Raw genomic sequence first — 21,369 nt, forward strand, 5'->3', positions numbered from 1 at the left:
ACGAGCTCAGAATTCCCTGAGATTCCGGATCGCCGGATCAGCGCCATCGCATGATGCGCCATCGTCCGGCCGAGCACGGGCCGAAGGATCAGTCCCTCACCGGACGGCGCTGGAAGTAGGCCGCGAGGACCGACCCCGAAACGTTGTGCCACACGGAGAAGATCGCCCCCGGAACCGCCGCTTCGGGAGTGAAGTACTGCGCGCCGAGACCTGCGGCCAGACCCGAGTTCTGCATGCCCACTTCGATCGCAGTCGTGCGAGCGGCCCGCTCCCCCACCTTCAGGCCCTTGGCCGCGAAATAGCCGAGGAGAAGACCGATGCCGTTGTGGACGATGACGACCGCGAGGACCAGGAGGCCCCCCGTCATGATTCGCGGAGCGGACGCCCCCACCAGGCCCAGAACCGCATAGGAGATCCCGATGACCGAGATCCACGGAAGGACGGGCAGCAGGGCGGTGACGAAGCGCGGGGCGAGCTTGCGCACAAGAAGCCCCGCAACCACCGGGATGACGACGATCATGAGGATCGACTTCGCCATCGCGGGCGCGTCGACCGGCATATAGGTGTCGGCGAAGAGCTTCGTCAGCAGAGGAGTCACGATCGGCGACAGCAGAGTCGAGACGGAGGTCATCGCCACCGACAGGGCGACATCGCCCTTCGCCAAGTAGGACACGACATTCGAGGCGGTACCGCCGGGCGCGCAGCCCACCAGGATGACGCCGACCGCGAGCGCCGGATCGAGCCGGAAGGCCCACACGACCACGACCGCCGCCAGCGGCATGATGACGTACTGCATGAGGACGCCGACGAGGATCGGCCACGGCCGGCGCGCGATCACCGCGAAATCCGGCGCCGTGAGCGTCAGGCCCATGCCGAACATGATCACCATGAGCGCGTAGTTCACGCCCTTCACCAGCGGCGCGGTCTGAAGCGGGAGCGCAAGGCCCAAGACGAGGGCGGCCAGAATGATGAGGGGGAAGACGGTGACGGCGATCTTCGCGGAGCGGTCCTCTTTGGAAGCGGGCGCATTGACGGGTGCGATGACGGTCTGTTGAACACTCATGCCCCGATTCTCGTCGAATCGGGCCCCGGAGTCGAAATATCGCCTTGGTCCGGCGGGCCCGCCCCCGAACCCTCCCCGATGCGGCCCTGACAGGCCGTCATAACCGGGATCGGGGCCTCCGGATTAGGCTCGCATCGTGACCTCCTCCCGAGCCTCAGCCCGGCCCGCCGGCCCTCGCGGCGCACGCCGACTCTTCAAAGCGGGATGGCTGCCCGATCAGCACGGGGCCTGGCCCATGGCCCTCCTCCCCGCCCTCACGGGCGTCGTCGCGGGCGGACCGCGTCCGCTCGCGCTCCTTCTCCTCGGAGCGTGGTTCGCGGGCTTCAGCGCCTTCCACGCGATGGGACTGTTCGCGCGCCTCGCCGAGCGGCGCCGACATGCGGTGATGCCCGCCCTCGTCACCTGGAGCGCCGTCGGCGTCGGCACGGGCGTCCCCCTCATCCTCCTCTCCCCCGCGCTCCTGCGATGGTCGCCCTTCTTCGCCCCGCTCGCCCTCGCCGCCATCGTCGAAGCGCTTCGCGGTCGCCAGCGCTCGTTGACCTCGCGGGTCTCGACGATTCTCGCGGCCTGCCTCATGACCCCCGTCGCATGGTCGCTCGGCGCACACGCAGGCAGTCCGCTCGCGCCCGAGCTCGGACAGGCGTGGTTCATCGCCGCCCTCGAAGCCGCCTATTTCCTCGGGACCGTGCCCTACGTGCGCTCGATGATCCGAGGGCGCGGCGAACTCCGCTGGATCGTCGCATCGGGGATCTGGCACGCCGTCGGATTCGCCCTCATCTGCCTCGCCGCCCGAAGCGGGACCATCCATCCGGGGCTCGTCCTCGTGTGGGCGGGACTGCTCGTCCGCTCGATCGGACTGCCCCTCGCGGTCCGCGCAGGCAGGACGATCAAAGCGATGACGATCGGACTGCTCGAAATGGCGTGCACGACCGCCGTGTGGGTCTTCCTCCTCCTGGGAATATGAGAAGACGACCGGCACCGGATGCGCGAATCCGCGCGGCCGAGGCCGAGGGCCGCAAGAGGCGCCCGCCTTCAATCCGGCGGGCCCGCCCTCGTCAGGACGAGAAGGCGGGAGCCCTCCCGCTCAGCCCTTGCCCGCGAGGCGCCCCAGCAGGTCGAAGGCCTTCATTCGCGGGGCCGAGACCACGAACCGGTAATTGCCGGGCTGTTCCAGGATCCGCCCGCCGAAGCGCCGCTTGAATCTGTACACGCCCTCGTCCTCACTGCCGGAGAACCTCCCGAAGGTGCCGTAGAAGTTGTAGCGGTCCAAGGCCGAGGACTCCACCAGGCGCAGCATCTGACTCGTCGCCAGGAAATTGTTGCCGTTGAGATTCACATGCATGAATTCCTCGTAGGTGCCGCCCATGAAATGGGTGTACTCGTTCCCGTGCTCGAAGAAGATGCCGGCCGCGAGGTTGGCGAGTTCGACTCCGCTTCCGAGCAGTTCACGGAGCACGGCGATCCGGTCCTGCGTCGGAGGAATCTGCTCGGCCAGCACCTCCAGGCGGCGGCGCAGACCATCGGAATCCTGCTTCTGACGCTGCTTCGTCACCCGCGTGATCTCGGTGTTCAGCTTCCGGATCTCGGATTCGAGGATCTCGATTCCGGCCTTCACGTCGAGCTGAGCCAGCAGGACGCGGCACTTGTCCCCGAACTCCTCCTTCAAAGCGACGAGGAAGTCATCACGCGTGTCGAATCCCCGCCGTTCACCGGTATGGCTGAGCACATCGAAGAAGGGCTCCATGCCGTCGCTCGGGAGTTCGACGATCTGGACGTGCAGTTCGTCGGCCGTGCGGTACTGGCGCCGGACCGAACGATCGACGCTCTTGAAGAAGTCCTTCTCCGAGGCGATCCCCTCGAAGTCCTTCACGAACATCCACCGGCCGACGCCGTTGATCAGCGAGTCATCCGGGCCGAGGTACTCGAGCCCGGCCGCCGTGAGATTCGCCAGGAGGTCGGCGTGATCGAAGCCGCCCGGGACCACCTCGCCGTCGAGATCGCGGAGGACGACCTCGACATTCGGGGTGACGAGGCAGTAGGTCACTCCGCGCTTCGCGAGCGCCTCCCGAAGCCCGGAGAAGAAGAATGCGACCAGATCCTTGCGCTCCAGGTCGATCACGGGCCCCTGATTGATATGCGCGACCTTGAAGAATCTGCGTTCCGTGCGACAGACGACGAGGGCGCCTGCGACGAGCACGCCGTCCTCCTTCACCCCGAAACACGCCGTCTCCCGCCCTCGTGACTGCGCCCTCGCCATGGCCGCGCTCTGGATGAACGAGGAATGCGGCGTCCCGAGGCTGAGCGCATCGAGTTCCTCGGGAGTTATTTCGGAGAAGCGGAGGTCACTCATGCCGTTCATGATAGCCGTCCGCCCTCTTCGTCCCCTTCCCGGATGCCGCTCGAAGGGCCGGGCGAATGCGCCCAGGACGGTCCTCTCAACAACCGGAAGGCGCCGAATACGCGAACCCCGGGGCGACGACGTCGCCGCCCCGGGGAGCGTCCATGCGGCCCGGGCTCATACGGAGCGCATCGACTCACGTACACCCGCGCCGAGGGGTTTCAGCGCTTCACCGCCTTCCGACGACGAAGGGCGAGGACTCCGCCTGCCCCGGCGAGCGCCGCCGCCGACAGGACAGCCGCGCTCACAGCGGCGCCAGTGCGGGCAAGGCCGGACTCACGCGCACCCGGAGCGGTCTTCGAGGGCGTCACCGACGCTTGAGCGCCTGCACCCGGTTGATCCCCCGCGCCGGGCTCGTCGCCGCCACCGGGCGCATCACCACCGGGTGACGCGCAATCCCCCGGTTTCGGCGCGCTGAAGGTCCATTCGGCCTCCAGGCCATCCGCGATCGCGAAGCCCTCGGCGGCTTCAGCGGTCACCGTCACCGTCCCGCCGTACTCGTAGGTGAAACCCCCAGCACTCACCGCCTTGCCGTTGATCCGATAGATCACGCCCTCAGTGGATGGAATCGTCACGAAGGGCTTGACCGTGCAGCTCGCCGGATCAGTGGCCTGCGGCGCCACTACCTCGTCAACCCTCACCGGCTCGGCGGAAGCCAGCGTCTTCCCGCTGATGCGGATCTCGGCGGCGCCGCCGAAATTCTTACCCGCAGAGAGCGGACTCGTCTCGACGAGCCTGACGTACCTGCCCTCCACCGCGTTGAAGGCGACGAACTGAGGTGCGAGGTCACCGGTAAACTCTCCGCTCGCGACTGAGTCGCCCCAGGTCTTGCCGTCCTCGGACACGAAGACCTCGTACCCGCCGACACGGCCGTTATCGGCGTTCTGGCGCTGCGTGAATTCCAGCCCGTTGATCGTGCAGCCGTTCTGCGCGCAGGGGATCACCTTGATGACGATCTCGTGCGGGTAGGGGTCCTCTCCGTCGGACCATTTGCTGTGCCAGTAGGTCGACGGATCATCATCAATGGCGGCATCCGCGAAGCCGCTCGGGGCCGGTTCCAGCGAGGTCTGCTCCGAGGAGACGCCGACGACTTCAAGTTCGTCATGCCCGGTGAAGAGGTCGCGCTCGGGGAATGCGGAAGGGGCGACTCGCAGGGTGTCGGAGTCCTCCGCCGCCTTGCCCTCAGCGTCCGTCCAGCTCGCGGTGAAGACGACATCAGCCGGATCGGCGCCAGTCGGCATGGTGAGCCTCCATGTCGCAAGCGAATCGAGAGAGCCCTCCTCGGACCCGCTCACCCGGTCACCGGGGGCGGCGACCAGTTCCGCAGCCCAGCCTTCGGGCACCTGGAGCGAATGCTTCACACCCGTCACGACGCCCTCGGCGAGCCTGACGGTCGTCGTCACGTCCATTGCGGCCGTGTCCGAGTCGCCGACGGGCAGCGCGGTTCCCGAGATCGACACAACCGGACGGATCCCCAGATCGACCACCCGGAAGTTGTCGATCACGAGATCGTCCTGCGAATGCGAAGCGGTCATCCGCACTCCGATGAATGCAGGAGCACTCGTCATCACAGCGAAGTTCTTCACGAAGGTCGCCGTGCCCTCGCCCGTCTCGACGCCGTCGGTCCACCCGGTCCCGCGGGCCTTGGGAACATCCCAGGTCTGATCGACTGCCTCTTCCCAGCCCGCACCGCTTGCCACGTCATGCCCGAGCTCGAGCTTGTAACTGCCGTCGAAACCGGCCTGGTAATCGAAGCTGATCTCGTAGCTGTGACCGTACTCGAGGGGCAGCGTCGCCTCCGTGGTGCGCAGAATACGACCGCCGTTCTCCTGGTGCGCGAGGAGGGACCACTGGCCGTCCAACACGTTGTCCAGGTACTTCTGGCCCTTCAGCCCCTGACGGCTGTCGTCGACGATGCCGTACCACCCGGACTGGGAGAAGGGCGCGTGCAGCTTCGCGAGCTGCGTGCGCGCATCGCCGCCCGCGTTCGCTTTGCCGGTGACGAAGGGGTAGTAGCCGGTATCGACGTTCTCAAAATCCTCGAAGACGACGGTGCCGCCCACGGCGCCTTCCTTCTCCGGCGTCGGACGATCGACGATTCGCAGATCATCGATCCCCACGCGGGCGTCGCCCTCGTCGGCCGCGACCTTCAAGGTCACCGAAGTCCCGCTCGTGGTGAAATGGACGGGGACGCGCTGGAAGTAGGTGCCCAGCTTCTCATCCGATGCCGTCGCATTGAGCGCGCTGGACGAATGGATGGTCGTCACCGCTTCACCGTTCCCGCCCTTTTGGGCGGGAGGCGCGCTCACGCCCTCGCCGGACACGGATACCTTCACCGTCCGCGTCTTCCCGGGTTCGATCTCCACCCAGGCCCATGCGGAGTAGGTGCCGGGCTCGACGGTGATCGTCTGAGCCAAGGACGACTCACCCGCACCGAGCTGCGCGAAGGAGTTGTTGACCTTCGACTGCTCGATCGTCACCGCACCGCTCGTCGTGTACGCATCGAGGGTCTCAGAGAAGAATCCGGGGTCCTCGATACCCGATCCCTGGCCCCAATTCGGGGTCTTGGGCACGGGGACCGCGCTCGTCGGGTACAGCACGTACGCGGTGTCGGCCTCGGTCGCCGGGATGTTCACCGAACCGCCGCTCACGCCGAGGTCGGCAACCTTCTCACGGCCGGTATCGGTGAGTTTGAACAGCGTGAGAGAGGCCTGCCCCTTGAAGGAATCGGTGAGCTCCCAACTCTGTGGAGCGTTCGTGGGGTTCCAGTAGTACAAGCGGTCGCTCCCCCCGTCCTTCCAGGGAAGGAGGTAGGAGCCGCCGGGCTTGAACACCGTGGAACCGTCGTAGGTAATGGTCCGTTGAACAGGGACTTCCGCACCTGAAATGGACGACTGGGCCGAGACGACCTCGGTGCCGTTCTTGAAAGTGATGCGGCCCTTCTCCCAGGTGCGGATATCCGATTGCTGGAGGAACTTCGCCGGGAGGTTGCGCTGCCACACATTCGTGATGAAGGCGTTGTAGTCGGTGTGACCGGTCCACCCTTCGAACTCGATGACATTGGTATTGCCGAGCATCGGATCAGGGTTGAAGGTGTCGCGGTAGGAGTTCTCGATGTAACGGATGAGCTGAGAGTTGATGCCCTTCATATTCGTGCCGCCATAGGCCTCATCGTTCGCCCAATGGGACCAAGACGAGAACTGCGGCATGGAGTACGCCCATTCCGAACCCAGACGCCATCCCCTGTCGCGCATCTCCTGACCGAAGCGCTGGGCCTGCCAGCCGTGCTTGTAGTAGACGTCCCAATAGAGCCAGTTCATGTTCGAATCGGCGGGGAAATCCGCGCGCAGCTGGTCAAGGCGCTTGAGGACGTTGCCCGAGGCGAGATCCTTCCGCTCATTCATGTAATAGGCCTGGTTCATCCAGCCCCAGGCCTTGCCCGGCGGAAGATCGACCTCGCAGGGCGCAGCCACGCCGTTGACGTCCATGTTCTCGGCGTCCGCGAAACAATTCGCCTCGGAGTAGGACTCGGTCGCATTGACGTGGATGCCGAAAGTGGCGTTCCACTTCCCGCCCTCGGAGACGAGGGTCTTCATGTCCTCTAGGCCGCCGGCCCGCTCGTTGTAGTTGCCGCCGTAATCGCCCTGGGCGGAATCATGCCCTTCGGCCTGATAGCCCTTGAGGAGCACCTCCTGGCCGAGGTTGTCGGTGGCGAGGGAGATGCGCTTCGTATCGTCAAGGGTGCGCAGGAAGGGGTGCGTCGCCTGGGAGACGATGTTGAAGGGGATGCGCATGATGACGTAGTTCTTCACGTCTTCGCGGCCGTTGGCGACTGAGAGGATTTCGCGCGCGGCGGTGGCCCCGTCCTGCCAGTCGACCTTCGCATCTCCATTGGCATCCGCTACGACTTTCACCTTGACCATTGGATTCGGGTCGACACCGATGCCAGAACCCGTGTCATAGCTCGCGACTTCCTCCGCACGGTGGACCCACGTCCCCGGGGAGACGCTGCCGACGTTGACTCCGCGGACCTTCGAGCTGGCGTAGATGAAACGCGAATTCGTGGCGGCGAGCGCAGTGCTGTCAGAACCGATTGCGTTGGTGTCGAAGCCGGCCGCAAGCTCGGAGTTCGATGCCGTTACCGCGTACGCCCGAGAGGGTCTGAGCACGGAATTCGCGACATTGACGAGGCGGTCGCCGGACACCGCACGGTTCACCGAGATCTCAGCGCCGAGAATCTGGGCCGCAGGATCCGTTCCGACGACCGAAACGAGACTGAGCCCGGGGATGCCGATAGTACCGACTTGCGCCTCGGGATCGGTGATATCCGCAAGCTCGTAGGTGAGAGCACCGTCCTTCACCGAAAGGATCGCGTTGAGGGTGACGCCTTCGAGGCCGGGGACCGTCATCGGATAGGTGACGGAGGAGCGGTCGGCAGACACCGCCGGCTCACCGACCGTCACCTTGTAAGACCGGTCGGAAATCGTGATCTCGGAAAGCGGATCACCGAACTGACCGGCGAGCTGCTTGCCGTCGTAGCGGTAATCGACGATCTGGGGGAAGCCCGGATGCGTTCGCACAGTGAGCTCACCATCGGTGATCTCCACAGCGCCCTCCGGCACGACGATACTCGGGCCCTCACCCGGATCCCCGGTATTCGGATCGTCGGGATTCGAGGGATCCGCGCCAGGATCCTCCGCCTCGCTCGCGGATGAGGCCCCGAACTCGGCGAGGGTCGCCACCTGCTCCGGCGCATCGTTGCCGCCCCAGGAGGACTTGTAGGTGACGCGCACGCACTGGGCGGGCGCGGGCTCATCGAAATCAATCACCACCGGGGCGAGTTTCCCGTTCTCGGGCGCGGCGGGAACGGAACCGCTCGCCACCTGAGTGAACTGCGCAGCCGCAGCATTCTCAGCGACCTGGCAGTTCGGATCGGTCGACACCTCAACCGCGTACTCCCCCACGCGGCCCGAGCCGTTGGAGGACTGGCGGGGGGTGAGCGTGACGCGGCCGAGCGCCTCTTCCTTCTGCCCGAGATCGATGACGAACCAGTGCGGAAGCGGATCAGACCCGCCCTGCCACTTCGTGTGCCAATACGTGTCGGTATTCCCATCGAGCACCAATTCGAGGGCTCCATTGGCGCCCTCGCCCGTGGTCTCGATCGAGTCAGTCGCCACCGCGACCATGCGGCTCGGATCGATCGGCGTATAGGTGTAGGTGGGTGCGGCATGCCCGGCCGGCGTCAAACCGACGAGCATGAGAATCGCGCACGCCGCTGTCGCGGCTCTCCAGTTGCTCGGGCGCATCCTTATGCTTTCTCCAATTCTGCGTGAGGGTAGTAACTCAGAGAGCGACCGATGCCGGAACCGTGATCAGGCAAAACACCGTTCCTTCTATGGATCGTTCCGCCGAGGTTCCTCGATGGCGCGGAGTACTCAATCGCCCAGCGACTCGGCTGGCACGAGAATCGCTCTCTAGCGCATGTCACCGTTGACATGTGATTGATTCTAGTCCAAAGTTTTCACATTTACGCAATACCCTGAATGCTTTGCCATCACATTTCGCCCCCCAAGTTTCCTGGGGACGGGCGCACCCCGGCCGCCTGTCGAGGCGAAGGGCCGCCCTCGTCCGGACCATCGCCAATGGATCGTTCCGGGTGCAGTGAGTGGGGGCTCGGTGCTCATGCGATTGTCGCTTGGGTGGCGTGATACTGAGAGGAGAGGGCCTCGGGGGTGGTGAGTCTCGTCACCGGGGCGCGCCCGTGAGGGCGGGGGCTGTGCCAGGTGGCCGGCTGGGCACTCGTCTTGTCGACCTCGTCTGGGCCCGGCCGTGCGCTCGGCCAGCTGCACTTCCTCCAAGCGGCGGGGCGACCGATATCGGGCGGGCGCGCCGCTCACCGACCGGACGTCTCACCAGGAGACGCCAACACCCCAAACATGAAAGAAGTCCCAGGACATTGCCGGAACAACGCCCTGGGACATCACACCCTCACTCGTAGTGGAATCGAGCCTGCAGGACCACAAGGTCATCGTCATCGACGAGATAGACAAGCCGGTGCTCTTCGGTGATGCGACGCGACCATGTCCCGGACAGCATATGTCGCAAGGGTTCAGGCTTGCCGATACCTGCAGTCGGATCACGAAGAGCCTCGTCGATCAACCGGTTGATGCGCTTGAGGACCTGCCGGTCAGCGGCAAGCCAGTAGGTGTAATCGCGCCAGCCGTTGGGCGTGAAGACCAGTCTCATCGCACCAGATCGTGCTGTTCGCGCTTGCCCGCACGGGCCTGCTCCAAGCTCTCCAGCAGATGCTTGGCATTGGCGGGCACCCGCAGCAGATGTGCCGTCTCCTCCAACGCATCATAGTCCGCCCGCGAGAGCAGCACCGCGTCGCCATTGCGTGAGGTGATCTCAACTGGCGCGCGATCCTCGTTGACCCGCTGAATCAACGGAAACAAGTTCTTGCGCGCCTCCGTGGCAGTGACAGCCATAACCAACCCCCTCCACACTGGTACCAAATCTTGTACCAGTATGCCTGATGGTGTCCACCCACCGCAAACCTTTCGAACGCCTCGGCTCGCTTGGGGGAGGCACCTACACGAGGCCTAAGCCAGGTCGGACTCGAAGTAGTCCTCGTCGATTTCGTACAGGGTGAAGGTGCGGGTTTTGTGGACTCCGACGCCGTAGCGCAGCATGAGAGAGGTCAGTTGGATGCCGTTGATTAGTACGATCTTGACGTTGGAGAACGACTTCGCGCTCGCTACTGCGGCGGGCTGGAAGTCGGAGGTGGTGATGAACACGCCCTTTAGGGCTCCCTTGGTCATCAGCGAGCCCATGAAGTTGCGGATCTCGGGATCGCCGACCTTGTTGGTGTCGGCATAACGCTTGGCTTGAATGTAGACATTGCTCAGCCCGAGAGTGTCTTGGCGGATGATGCCGTCGATACCGCCATCACCAGAGCGGCCCACATGCTGCTTCTCGCCGTAGTCACCGCCGTAGCCCATCGCCCACAGCAAGTCGATGACGGCTTTCTCGAAGAACTCCGGCGACGACTCTTGCAGTTTGCTCCGCAGCTCAGTCTCGATCTGGGCGTTGAACAAGGCTTCCGCGCCCTCCATCAACTCCACCGGATTCCCCACCGTTGCTGGCGTCACCGCTTGCACCGCTGGTTGGCCACCTGAGGTTTTCCGGGCGGCGATCTCGTCCTGGTATGCCTGCCACGCCCGCCACTCCAGCATGTCCTGCTCGGAGTAACTCGTCAACGACCGCGCATCCACACTGCGGCCGTCAGCAGTGATGCGGTAGTTGCCGCGCGACGGGCGATCCAGCAACCCGGCGTGGGTGAGGGCAGAGCAGGCCCAGTTGATCCGGTTCACATACCTCAGTTGTCCCGAGGTGATCATCTCGGCCCGAACCTCAGCGCTCAACCCCATGTGGTTGGCGACCAGTTCACAGATATCGCGCACGCGGTGGATCTGGCCGTCGGCCAACACTCGCAACACCACGGGACGGAACTCATCGATCGTCGGGGTCAGATCTACACCCATGCCGAGCCTCCTCGCTCACACACTGTCACCTACCACCCTATTCGCCATCCCCCGCCCGAGAGCTCAGACACCCTCACCGTTGAAAGGACACCCACCATGGCCACGATCGGCTTGGACGAGCCGTACTACGCCACCATTACCGAAGACCCCCGACATCGGGGCCGAAACCTACGGCACGCCAGTACAGCCGGCCAAGGAAATCTCTGCCGAGCTGGAGGTTGAGCTTGCCGAAGTCACCCTGTATACCGATGACCGCGCATCGGAGCTGATCAAGGAGTTCGCCTCCGGCACCCTCACCTTTGGCATCGACGATCTGGGGCCGACGGCTGCCGCCGCGCTGATCGGCGCCCGGGTCGACAGCAACGGGGTGCTGGTGTCTGCCTCCGAGGACGGCGGCGCCCGTCGCGATCGGGTTCCGTGCCGCCCGCTCCAACGGGAAGCACCAGTACCTCTGGCTGTATTGGGGCCAAGTTCACCGTCCCGAAGACGTCGCTGTTGACCAAGGCCGACAAGATCGAATTTGACACCCCGAAATCAAGGGCGCCATCTTGCGCCGCATCTATGCCGAGTTCCTTCAAGGACGCTCCATCCCCAAGATCGCCGCCCGGCTCGACGCCGACCACATCTCAATCCAATCCCGGAGCTCAGGGGCGGACTGGCATCGTCAAAGGCGCTCCGCATGGTGTCGCTAACTAGGCCAACGGCATGTATGCCTCGGTCACCAGTTCCTCAGCGGGCACCTCGTCAGGGGTGTTCAGGTACAGGTTGAAGGCGCGCGCAGCGAGCGTCCCATCGTGCAACAGACTGAGCCCCTCAGCTGCGAGCCGCTCGCCCATGCGGTCATAGGCCTGCGAAATCTGCTCATACGGACCCACAACACGCGCAACCAAGCACTCACGCTCGGGCAACTCGTGGATCGCCAATGGAGCCACCGCGGTCGTCCCCGGAGCGATGGGAAGGAAGACTTCCTCGTCGACGTCATGCTCAGTGAATTCGTCATGATGCTCAATGACGCCACGGGGACCGATCGGAGCGATCTGCTGGCGTGTCACCTCGGGCATCATGCGATGCCAGAGCAGGTGCTCGTCGGCATAGGTCGGGATGATGTCGCGCAGGGCGACAATGGTCATGGAGGGGACAACGCGGCGGTCGAGGGTGATGGACATGCTGGATTCTCCTTGAATAAGCCTGGTAATGAGCGCCAGCCGAGCCTGAGCCGCCCACGATTCATCGACCAGCGAGTCGCGCTGGAGCTCCAACGCAGTAAGCCAAGCCGGAGTACCACGGGCAGCAAGCAGAGCCGAAATAGCAGAGACACCAAACCCAACATCGCGAAGGTTGCGAATATCAGCCGCATCTCGCAACTGGTGCGGGGAGTAGCGGCGATACCCAGTCCGCGGGTCAACATCAGCGGGTACTAGGACGCCGTGCGCGTCATAGTGACGCAACATGCGTACCGACAGTCGGGTCAGTGAGCTGAACTCCCCGATCGAGATCAGGTTGGAGGCCTCGGTCATGTATCCAGCATGGCCTCTCACACGATGTCAGAGTCAACACCTCGGCGAAACAGGCGACTCTCACGCGCATCAAAACGCTCTGACCAGGATTTTGCGCGAAAACCGTGAACTCTCACGCGCGGGGCCCAAAATGTCACAAGAAAACGACAAAATGCCTGCTGGCGCGTGAGTGTATCAACGCCAGCAGGCACTCAGTGGAGTTCAGGGGGCACGTGTCGAACTCGTTCCGACTCGCGACCACGTGTTGCTCGTTCAAGGGAATGCTCTCGAGCCCATCATCCACTCTGGTCGAGGTCAGGATTCATCGTCTCTCGCCGTGTGCACGACTTCGCGAAGATCACACTCGGCGCAGTGTGTCTCGAAGCGGCTGTCACGGACCGAGAGCAGTAATGGGGACGACACAGACGCCATCGGGACGCCGATAGGTGAAGCGACCCCCTGTCACCACGATGAGCGCCGCCGCCTCGCCATGTCTCTCGCCATCGATTTTGCTGGCCATCCGCAGTAGTGAAGCCGCAGCAGCATCTGCCGCAGACTCTCCCAGCTTGACTTCGATCCCAGCCCATCGTCCATCAGGGAGCTCGAGCACCGCATCGACTTCATGCCCTGTCTGGGAATCGCGCCATGAGGCCAGCGTTGCGCCCAAGGACTGCCCGTAGACCCGCAGGTCGCGCATGACTAGAGACTCGAAATGCAAGCCCGCAGCATTGAGGTCCTGACGCAGCTGCCGAGTCCCGACTCCCAAGGCGGCCGTCCCCAACGAGGGGTCGACGAAGTGATGGACGGCGGATGCACGCAGCCGGGTCCGAGACCGCATATGAGGACGCCAGGCCGGAATAGGCTCAATAAGCATGAGACGCTCCAGCGCATCCATGTAGTTCGTGAGGGTCTCAGCCGCGATCGGCCCCCTGGCCCCACCGACGTCCTGCGCGAGTGACCTCAGATTCAGCGGAGTCGCTGCAGACCTCCCAAGGGCGGCCAGGAGTCGTGTGATGTTGCCGGGGTTTCGCCTGGGGCCCAGTCCCGGAACATCAACCTCGGCGAGCGTTCGCAAGTAGTCTCTCAGCCACACTGAGGCCTCTCGCTCGTCGGTCTCGAGCAGGTCCGGCCACCCACCGACCACAATCCGCTCCAGCAGTCCTTCGATGCTCAGTCCAGAACTCGCACCTACGGGATCACCTCCCCCCAGGAGAGCTTGGAGGCTGACCTCACCAGTGGAATGCCCCGTCTCGAACAAGGACATCGGTCGCATGCGCAGGCGCGCAATCCGTCCGGCGCCAGAGTGGACCCGCGCCACATCGCGTGGACGAGAGGAGCCGGTGAGGACGTAAAGGCCTTTCCCGTCATGGTCGTCGACAGCGTGGCGCACAAGATTCCACAGACGCGGGGTCTCCTGCCACTCATCGAAGACGATCGGAGTTGGGGATGAGAACAGCTGCTCAGGCGCCACTTCGAGAGCCGCGCGAGCCGCCTCATCAACATCCATTCTGAAGACCGAGGCCGAGACCTCGACAGCAGTGCGCGTCTTGCCGACCGCCTTGGGGCCGTCGATGAGCACAGCCCCCATCGCTGCCATCCGACGGTTCAGCTCGCCGTCCACCACGCGAGGTCGATAGTCAGTCATGCGAGAAGTCTATAGTTCGTCATCTTTGAAATCGACATTTCGTCATTCAGACCCGAGACAGATGCCGCACCCCACGCCCGACCGGGATGCCAGTCCTACGCAATCAGCAACTCGAGCAGATCTTCCAAACCGTCCTCGCCCAACTGGTCCGGCAGCAGGACCTAATCGACTGGAACCTCCTCCACACCACCCTCTGCGACACCACCGAGCTGGAGACGCAAGCCGTGCGGCAACGGGGTGCGATCGATGCGAGGATGATGGAAGACGCGATCGCCGACACCCAGAGTGACGACCTGCCCACATAGGAGCCCATATCCTCGGCTCCGCCGAGGCCTGGCTCACCGTTCGAAGCGGCGCACCGCATCGACAAAACCGCCCAACTCTCGCGCGCGGGGGCAATATTGGCACACGCACATGACAAACTGCCTGCTGGCGCGTCAATGTATCAACGCCAGCAGGCAGGTAGTGAAGCTCAAGGGGGTACGAGTCGAACTGCTCCCCGCACGAGATCACCTGCTGCTGGTGGCGTAGGCGACCGGGGACTTTCGTGAGAGCGCTTGCCACTTGAGAGAGCCACACCCCCGGCGCCCGATGGCATCGACGGCACTCTGGGGCATTTCGCAGGGCGCGCCCTCAGCCTCGACAACGTCAACGCCATGGACCCATGCGGAGCTCGTCGGCGCTTTCTCGAACCTGTACGCCAACACTGGCCGACCGAACGCGTGTGGGAGGCCCTCCCCTTCGCCACGACGACGCTGCGCCAGACCTTCGAGGACGAGGTCCTCGCCGCCTCGCCCGAGGATCAGGAGGTACTCATCGCCGGCTATACCGATGTCGTCGACCTCCTACTAGCCACCACCTCGCCGGCCCTGGGGAAGCACGACGACGCCGAAGCCGCCGAGTTACGCGACCTGTCCGAGGCCAACCGTGCAACGTTCGGGCACCCGCTCGCCATGTGCGTCGAGCACCTCCACGGCCAGCTCACCGCCCAGGACTGGCCGCGCACGGCGGGCTCCGATAACTGCGAGGCACGCACCGCTGTTGGCGAGGTCATCGACATCGCCGACAAGCGCTTCAGCACAATGATCGCCAACCCCATCCGCTCCACCTGGGCGCACAAGTTCGAGCAGCTCAACTGACGCGGACACGGCACAACGCCCCTGCAGTCCCAAGAGGAGCGCAGGGGGCATCACAGGTGGAGACCAAGGGGCACGGGTCGAACTCCAGATCACGTGCAGGAGCCTACTCATCGTCACGTTGGTGACACCGTAAAGGGAGCGAATCCAGGCCTTGTCAGAGACGCTAGCTATGCTAGTCGCTGCATCGGAAGGAGTTCCGACTCGCTCGACGAGAAGAGGATCAGGGATGACCGACACGACTGACTCAGCCACCTACGCTGGTTCGGTGCGGCCCGAAGAGGTGCATGCTGTGGCAGGAGAACTGGAGTCCGCAGCGTCGACAACCCTTGTAGAGGTGATCCCGGGCGTTGCTGTCCTTTTCGGCGAAGTCCCGAATGGCGTTGAACTCATCGATCTCAACCTAATCCCGTCGTTCGACCGAACGCAGCTCTCCACGGCTCTGGGTTCGCTGGGCAACGCAGGCACTGTCGTTGGAAACGTTGCAGAGGCTGTGTCGAGCGCTCAAGGCCTCTTCCGCGTCGACGATGCGACGCTGGCGTTGCTGAAGAGTGGCGGGCAGATGGCCGCGAAGGACGGTGCGAAGCTCGGAGCAATCTTCAAAAACGGCAAGCTGGTTGCTCAGGCACGCTTCATCCCCGCGTCGATGACAGCTGCGACGGCGATCGCAGCCATAGGGCCAGCCATCTCCATGATCGCGCTCCAGATGCAGATTGGCGAGATTTCGGGCCTCGTCCGCACCAACATTGCGCTCACCACACAGACGCTCAAGACTATCCGCAACGAACAATGGTCCGAGCTCGAGGGTCTCGCAGAGTCGGTCGATGAGGCACTCCGCGAGGCCCGTGAACTCGAGGTCATCACGGACACAGTGTGGGAACCAATCGCCTCAAGCGGCCCAGTAATACGTAAGCAGCTGAAGTTCTATCGGAAGAATGTCGCCGGGCATGTTCAGGAACTCGGGAGAGTCGACGGGCGCGCCAGACGCCAGTATCTAGAAACGAACGCCGAGGCCATCGTCTTTGACACGCATGCGCTGCTCAGTTCCCTCAAGACACACGTCGAGTACCAGACGCTTCGTGCGGCGCTGGCCCGGACCCGAAGCGCCACCGACGAGAACGAAGCCCAGCTCTTCGACCGCATCACGCGAAACACCCCGCCTGAGATCGAAGAGTTACTCCGGGAGATCGCCCAACTCACCGTGTCCCTTGCCCGCGAGCTGCGGATCGTCGCCGAGCTTCCCGGACGGGCAACTATGCCTCTGACAAAGAAGCGGAAGGATGCCGGGGTATCGAAACTGACATGCGCTCAACTCCTCGAATCTATCGAACCTCTGACCCGCGTGTTTCATCCCGCAGTCGAGTTTCCCTCCATGCCAGACACTGTGTGCGCACCCAAGGGCATTGATCTTGACCCCTACCTGCGCATACTTCAATGGTTCCTTGAGGATGGCGAGAAACTTCGCGGCATAGCGTTTCCCTACGAAGTTGAAACTAATTACCTGGGCAGACTTGTGTCAGCAGTTCTCGCCAAACGGGTAGATGCGACATGGGAGGCACTCGCTCCGGGTAGAACCCATACCATCATGGAGAAGTTCGCATCATGCACATTCGTAGCGGTCACTGATCGACGAATCATCACCGCCAACCCGAGAGACCTCCTACGACGAGGGGAACTCGGCCCGATTCACTCGCTGGACGAGGTGCAGTACGTACGGCCTCGCTCCAATCACGGAGCGGTTGTTCGACCGACCATCGATGTAACAACCGACCATCGAGATATCCACTGGATGTTCCCCGATGCCGCCTGCCACGATCAGATCGACGACTTGGCCACGATACTCTGGGAACGAACGCCCCGCGCGACTACAGCAAGGGAAGCAATCGAACAGGCTGAAACGGAGATATCGACCGTCGACTCCTGAAGGAGCGAAGCAGACCGAGGTCCGGCCAATAGCAGGCCCAGACAGGCAAGGTCCCTGCCAGCGAACTGGCCGGGACCACAGGGGGAATCTGAGGCGCAGGTGTCGAACTCCGACCATTGTAGGCTCGGTGGATTCAACTGCTTGTCGCAACACCTCGTGAGAGGGGTGTGTGATGGGTCGTCGTCAGCAGGCTGCGGATCGGGCTGTTCGCCCGAAGCTGCGGTCGCCGGGGCATTCGGGTCTGCTGCAGGTTTGGGTGACATTTGAGATGGCTGGCCCGTGGGGTCGGCTGGAAGGGTGCCAATGTGTCTGAGCCCTACTCGCGGGAGTTCCGCGAGGATGTTGTTCGGGTTGCCCACAGCCGTGAGGACGGGGTGACGCTGGAGCGGGTCGCCAAGGACTTCGGTATCCACCCGACGACCTTGACCAAGTGGTTGCGTCAAGACCGTATCGATGCCGGCGAGCGGCCCGGTGCGAGCAGTGCCGAACTGGCTGAGCTTCATCAACTGCGGCGTCGTAATCGCCTGCTGAAACAAGAAGTCGAGGCACTGCGCCGAGCTGCCGCGTAATTTGTCCCAGGCAAACCTGCCGGGAAAGGCTCTACCCGCTCGTGAGCGAGCTCGCCGCTGATGGGATTCCCGTGGCGGTGACGGGCCGGGTACTCAAGCTCGCCCGCCAGCCCTACTACCGTTGGCTCGCCGAACCCGTGACGCGCAGGGAGTGGATCCAGGCCCATCGAGCGAACGCCTTGTTCGACGCCCATCGCGACGATCCAGAGTTCGGCTACCGATTCCTGGCCGACGAGGCGCGCGCCGCGGGGCAAGTAATGGCCACGCGGGGCGCGTGGCGGATCTGTCATACGAACCAGTGGTGATCGCTATTCGGCCAACCCACCCGAGGCAGGCACAAACGCTCCGGATCACCCGTTCACGACGACCTCGTGCGACACCAGTTCACGGCCGACGCTCCCAACCAATTGGGGCTCACAGACATCTCCAAGCACTCCACCGGCGAAGGCAAGGTCTACCTGTGCGCCATCAAAGACGTGTACTCCAACCGGATCGTCGGCTACTCGATCGACTCGCGCATGAAGGGCCCGTCTGGCGGTTCACGCTCTGGACAATGATGTTGCGCGACGCCGTATCGAAGGGCAGACGGTTGATGGCTGCGTGCCGCATTCTGGCAGGGGCAGCCAGTTTCGATCAAGGAAATTGCAGCACGCGATCATCCGTCACCACATGGTTGGATCCATGGGCAGAGTCGGCGCTGCCGGTAACAACGCGGCGATGGAATCCTCCTTCAGCCTCCTGCAGAAGAGTGTCCCAGCCCGCCGCCAGTGGACCATCTGCAAAGAACTACGCATCGCGATCGTCACCTGGATTGAACGCACCTACCACCGACGCCACAGGCAAAACCACCTCGGACACTTGACCCCCACCGAATACGAGAAGATCATGACTACAGCAGCCCATCAAGCCGCGTAACCACTGCCACCTAAATCCGCAGCAGACTCTTCTGTTCACACTCTCTAACATGAACACATGGACAGCCAGCAGCAGAAGCTCTACCAGCAAATCCAAGATCTTCATCAGCGAATCAACGAACTTGCCGAACAGCAGCCGCCATGGAAACCGGAGAGCGCCCGCGAAGAAGACGAATCTAATCCCAGTGGACACCGAACGTACTACGCAGCATTTCGACACATCGCCGTTGCACATGATCATCTTTCAGAGTGCTACAGGATGCTGACCGAAGGCCCCATCGGTATCACCACGCCATACACCCTACTGCGCCCGGCACTCGAGTCGTCTCTTTGGTCAATTTGGCTACTCGATCCTCCCAGCTCCGCGACGCGGAGGAAACGCGGCCTTTGGATGGAGATCAAAGATATCAAAAATCGACTTCAATTCACCGAAGATCTGTCGAAACTACGAGAGGCGCAAGATTGCCAAACAGAAGATGTTGCAAGATTAAACGAGGTATTTAAAACTGAAGCCGAAAGCCTTGGATGTTCCTATGCTGGGCTGGACAACAAGGGACCGATCACATCTAATAGAGGAGGCGGGACGAAAAAGACCACTCCGATCGACAGGAAATCATGCAAGCTAACCAAGGAGATCGAAAACCTCGCCTGGCTGTCATATCAGCCTTCCATTACCACCCTCATTCGGGCCCAATGGCGCTTCCTGTCCGGCTATGAGCATGGAATGAGCTGGTCCCTATGCCTGGGTTCTGATCACACAAACGCCGAAGAGACCCCCAAAGGACGAACATCAATCATCAGCGTTAATGACGCAATCCTGATGGAGAGCTTCAACACCTGTCTATACACAATTAACGCATCGCTAGTGCTATTTCTCGATCGATGCGGCATTCTGGTCGGCGATCGTCGACCAGACCGCGCCTGAAAGTCAGCAGTTTCCCCAGACTGCCGACTTCCCGTTCACCCCTGGGAGGATCAACAGAGTCGAAGATGGCGCCGATGAACGATGTCTCCCATAGAAGTCACCACAAGCTGTAGCTGGCGCACACAACCCACGCCACGGAGGCGATCATGACGCGGACACCGATAGCCGTCTTTCGATACGCTCGACGCATCGGCTGAGGACGAGGGTGTGTCTCTTAGCGTGGTGTCACTTCCCGCTGGTGGTTCGTCGTCGGTGATGTGAAGAGGGGCCATTGTGGGAGGCCCCTGTTGTTTCCGGCAAGAAGCAAAGAAGTGATCCCACGATGACCCATAACCAGTCTGCCTTGTTCGCGTTGATCCAGGAAGTCCTGACCGATCCCGGCCTTGCCCACTCGGGCGTGTTCTGACGGATGCTGCAGGCGGGACTGCAGGACCTGACCAACGCCGAAGCGACCGCGAGGATCGGTGCGGCCCCGCACGAGCGGATCCCCGAGCGCGCGACCCGGCGTAACGGGACGCGCCCCAAGACGCTGGCGACGCTGGCTGGCGAGGTGGAACTGGCGATCCCCAAGTTGAGGGAAGGATCGTTCTTCCCCCCTTCTCTACTGTCTCCTCGCAGGAGGGTCGACAAGGCCCTGTACGTGGTGATTTGCCAGGCCTGGATCGACGGCGTGCCACCCGTAAAGTCGACAAGCTGGTGCGCGCCCTGGGCAACGAGACAGGCATTAGCCGTTCGACCGTGTCGCGGATCTGCACCGAGATCGACGAGGCCGTCGCCCACTTCCTGACACGCCGCCTCGACCACACCTGGTTCCCCTACCTGTTCCTGGACGCCACCTACCTCGACGTCAGGGGGCGAGGCCGACTCGTCTCCCAAGCGCTCGTGGTCGCCACTGCCGTCTCGGGCGAGGGGCGCCGCGAGATCCTCGGGATCAGCCTGGGGGACGCCGAGACCACCGACTTTTGGACCATCTTCCTTGGCTCCCTACGCGACAGGGCCCAAGGGTCGCCACCAGCCACGACCCTCTGGGCTCGCCATGGTCACCAGCGATGCCCATGCCGGCCTCAAGGCGATCCTGCCGGGAGCGGCCTGGCAGCGCTGCCGCGTCCACTTCTCGCGCAACGTCACCCAGCGTCTCGGATCAGCCCACTCCAAGCCCGTGAACGCCCTGATCTCCACGACCTTCGCTCAGACCACGCACAAGGGCCGTCACCGCCCAATACCGGGCGGTCACCGACTCCCTGGCCCTTTCCTTCCCCCAGATCGCCCAGATGCGCATCGACGCCCAGGCCGACCTCACCGCCTTCGCGACCCTCCCGCGAGAGCACTGGCAAAAGGTCTGGTCCAACACCCCCATCGAGCGGCTCAACCGCGAAATCAAGCGCCGCGCCGACGTCGTCCAGATCTTCCCCGACCGTCAGTCCGCAAACCGCCTTATCGGCGCAGTCCTCCTCGAACAGCACGAGGAATGGCAATACGGTGAACGCAGCTATTTCTCCGACACCTCCATGCGCACACTCACCCACATCCTCACCGACCAGCACGACAACACCAGACCCCAACTCCCCCACACCGCCTAAGCAAGTGACACCACCACACAGGACTTGACCGAGGACGAGCTCTACCGTGCCGCCCTTGGAGTCGGAACAGCTCCCGACAGTCACGGAGACTGGCGTCGGGAATCGGCGTGACTGTGCCCCAGGCAGGACAGGGGAATGAGGACGGGCTCAGGGCTCATGTCGTCACCTCTCAAGA

Annotated in this window: 13 protein-coding genes and 2 pseudogenes; 7 read left to right on the plus strand and 8 right to left on the minus strand. The window is 63.2% G+C overall.

The window, feature by feature from the left end; translation table 11 throughout:
* Positions 1-88: 88 nt before the first annotated feature.
* The gene (locus tag ACQY7V_RS01765; protein ID WP_235361297.1) at positions 89-1,063 is read right to left on the minus strand and encodes a bile acid:sodium symporter family protein; all 975 of its coding nucleotides are present in this window, start codon (positions 1,061-1,063) and stop codon (positions 89-91) included.
* Positions 1,064-1,199: 136 nt separating this feature from the next.
* Here ACQY7V_RS01765 and ACQY7V_RS01770 point away from each other — a divergent pair, with 136 nt between their 5' ends.
* On the plus strand, positions 1,200-2,027 hold the full coding sequence (locus ACQY7V_RS01770; RefSeq protein ID WP_428638620.1) for a YwiC-like family protein: 828 nt from the start codon (positions 1,200-1,202) through the stop codon (positions 2,025-2,027).
* A 120-nt stretch (positions 2,028-2,147) separates the two neighbouring features.
* Here ACQY7V_RS01770 and ACQY7V_RS01775 read toward each other — a convergent pair whose 3' ends face one another.
* From ACQY7V_RS01775 to ACQY7V_RS01805, 7 genes are all read right to left on the minus strand, one after another.
* Positions 2,148-3,413, minus strand: a complete 1,266-nt coding sequence (locus tag ACQY7V_RS01775) for a peptidoglycan bridge formation glycyltransferase FemA/FemB family protein (RefSeq protein ID WP_195838684.1) — start codon at positions 3,411-3,413, stop codon at positions 2,148-2,150.
* A 209-nt stretch (positions 3,414-3,622) separates the two neighbouring features.
* Entirely contained in the window at positions 3,623-8,767 is a 5,145-nt protein-coding gene (locus tag ACQY7V_RS01780; protein WP_428638622.1) for an endo-alpha-N-acetylgalactosaminidase family protein, read from the minus strand.
* A 682-nt stretch (positions 8,768-9,449) separates the two neighbouring features.
* Positions 9,450-9,707, minus strand: a complete 258-nt coding sequence (locus tag ACQY7V_RS01785) for a Txe/YoeB family addiction module toxin (protein WP_303773807.1) — start codon at positions 9,705-9,707, stop codon at positions 9,450-9,452.
* Positions 9,704-9,949 (minus strand): type II toxin-antitoxin system Phd/YefM family antitoxin, encoded by a 246-nt coding sequence (locus ACQY7V_RS01790; RefSeq protein ID WP_303773806.1) that lies wholly within the window; start codon positions 9,947-9,949, stop codon positions 9,704-9,706. Before ACQY7V_RS01790 ends, ACQY7V_RS01785 begins: the two co-directional genes overlap by 4 nt.
* A 114-nt stretch (positions 9,950-10,063) precedes the next feature.
* Entirely contained in the window at positions 10,064-11,005 is a 942-nt protein-coding gene (locus ACQY7V_RS01795; RefSeq protein ID WP_303773805.1) for a restriction endonuclease, read from the minus strand.
* Between the two features lie 692 nt (positions 11,006-11,697).
* Entirely contained in the window at positions 11,698-12,522 is an 825-nt protein-coding gene (locus ACQY7V_RS01800; protein ID WP_303773804.1) for a MerR family transcriptional regulator, read from the minus strand.
* A gap of 370 nt (positions 12,523-12,892) precedes the next feature.
* Entirely contained in the window at positions 12,893-14,146 is a 1,254-nt protein-coding gene (locus ACQY7V_RS01805) for an ATP-binding protein (protein WP_303773802.1), read from the minus strand.
* Between the two features lie 86 nt (positions 14,147-14,232).
* Here ACQY7V_RS01805 and ACQY7V_RS01810 point away from each other — a divergent pair, with 86 nt between their 5' ends.
* From ACQY7V_RS01810 to ACQY7V_RS01835, 6 genes and pseudogenes are all read left to right on the plus strand, one after another.
* Positions 14,233-14,451 carry a hypothetical protein gene (locus tag ACQY7V_RS01810; RefSeq protein ID WP_303773801.1) on the plus strand — a complete coding sequence of 73 codons (219 nt, stop codon included), beginning with the start codon at positions 14,233-14,235 and terminating at the stop codon, positions 14,449-14,451.
* A 351-nt stretch (positions 14,452-14,802) separates the two neighbouring features.
* Positions 14,803-15,285 carry a 2-oxo-4-hydroxy-4-carboxy-5-ureidoimidazoline decarboxylase gene (locus tag ACQY7V_RS01815; RefSeq protein ID WP_303773882.1) on the plus strand — a complete coding sequence of 161 codons (483 nt, stop codon included), beginning with the start codon at positions 14,803-14,805 and terminating at the stop codon, positions 15,283-15,285.
* 226 nt (positions 15,286-15,511) lie between these two features.
* Complete coding sequence (locus tag ACQY7V_RS01820; RefSeq protein WP_303773799.1) at positions 15,512-17,206, plus strand: hypothetical protein; 1,695 nt, start codon at positions 15,512-15,514, stop codon at positions 17,204-17,206.
* Between the two features lie 305 nt (positions 17,207-17,511).
* A pseudogene (locus tag ACQY7V_RS01825) lies at positions 17,512-18,690 on the plus strand (IS3 family transposase).
* Between the two features lie 57 nt (positions 18,691-18,747).
* A complete protein-coding gene (locus tag ACQY7V_RS01830) occupies positions 18,748-19,614 on the plus strand; it encodes a hypothetical protein (RefSeq protein WP_303773798.1) in 867 nt (288 codons plus the stop codon).
* 322 nt (positions 19,615-19,936) lie between these two features.
* Positions 19,937-21,194 (plus strand): annotated as a pseudogene (locus tag ACQY7V_RS01835) (IS256 family transposase).
* The last annotated feature ends 175 nt before the right edge of the window (positions 21,195-21,369 follow it).

This window comes from Schaalia sp. (genome assembly GCF_050312375.1).
GTDB lineage: Bacteria > Actinomycetota > Actinomycetes > Actinomycetales > Actinomycetaceae > Pauljensenia > Pauljensenia hyovaginalis.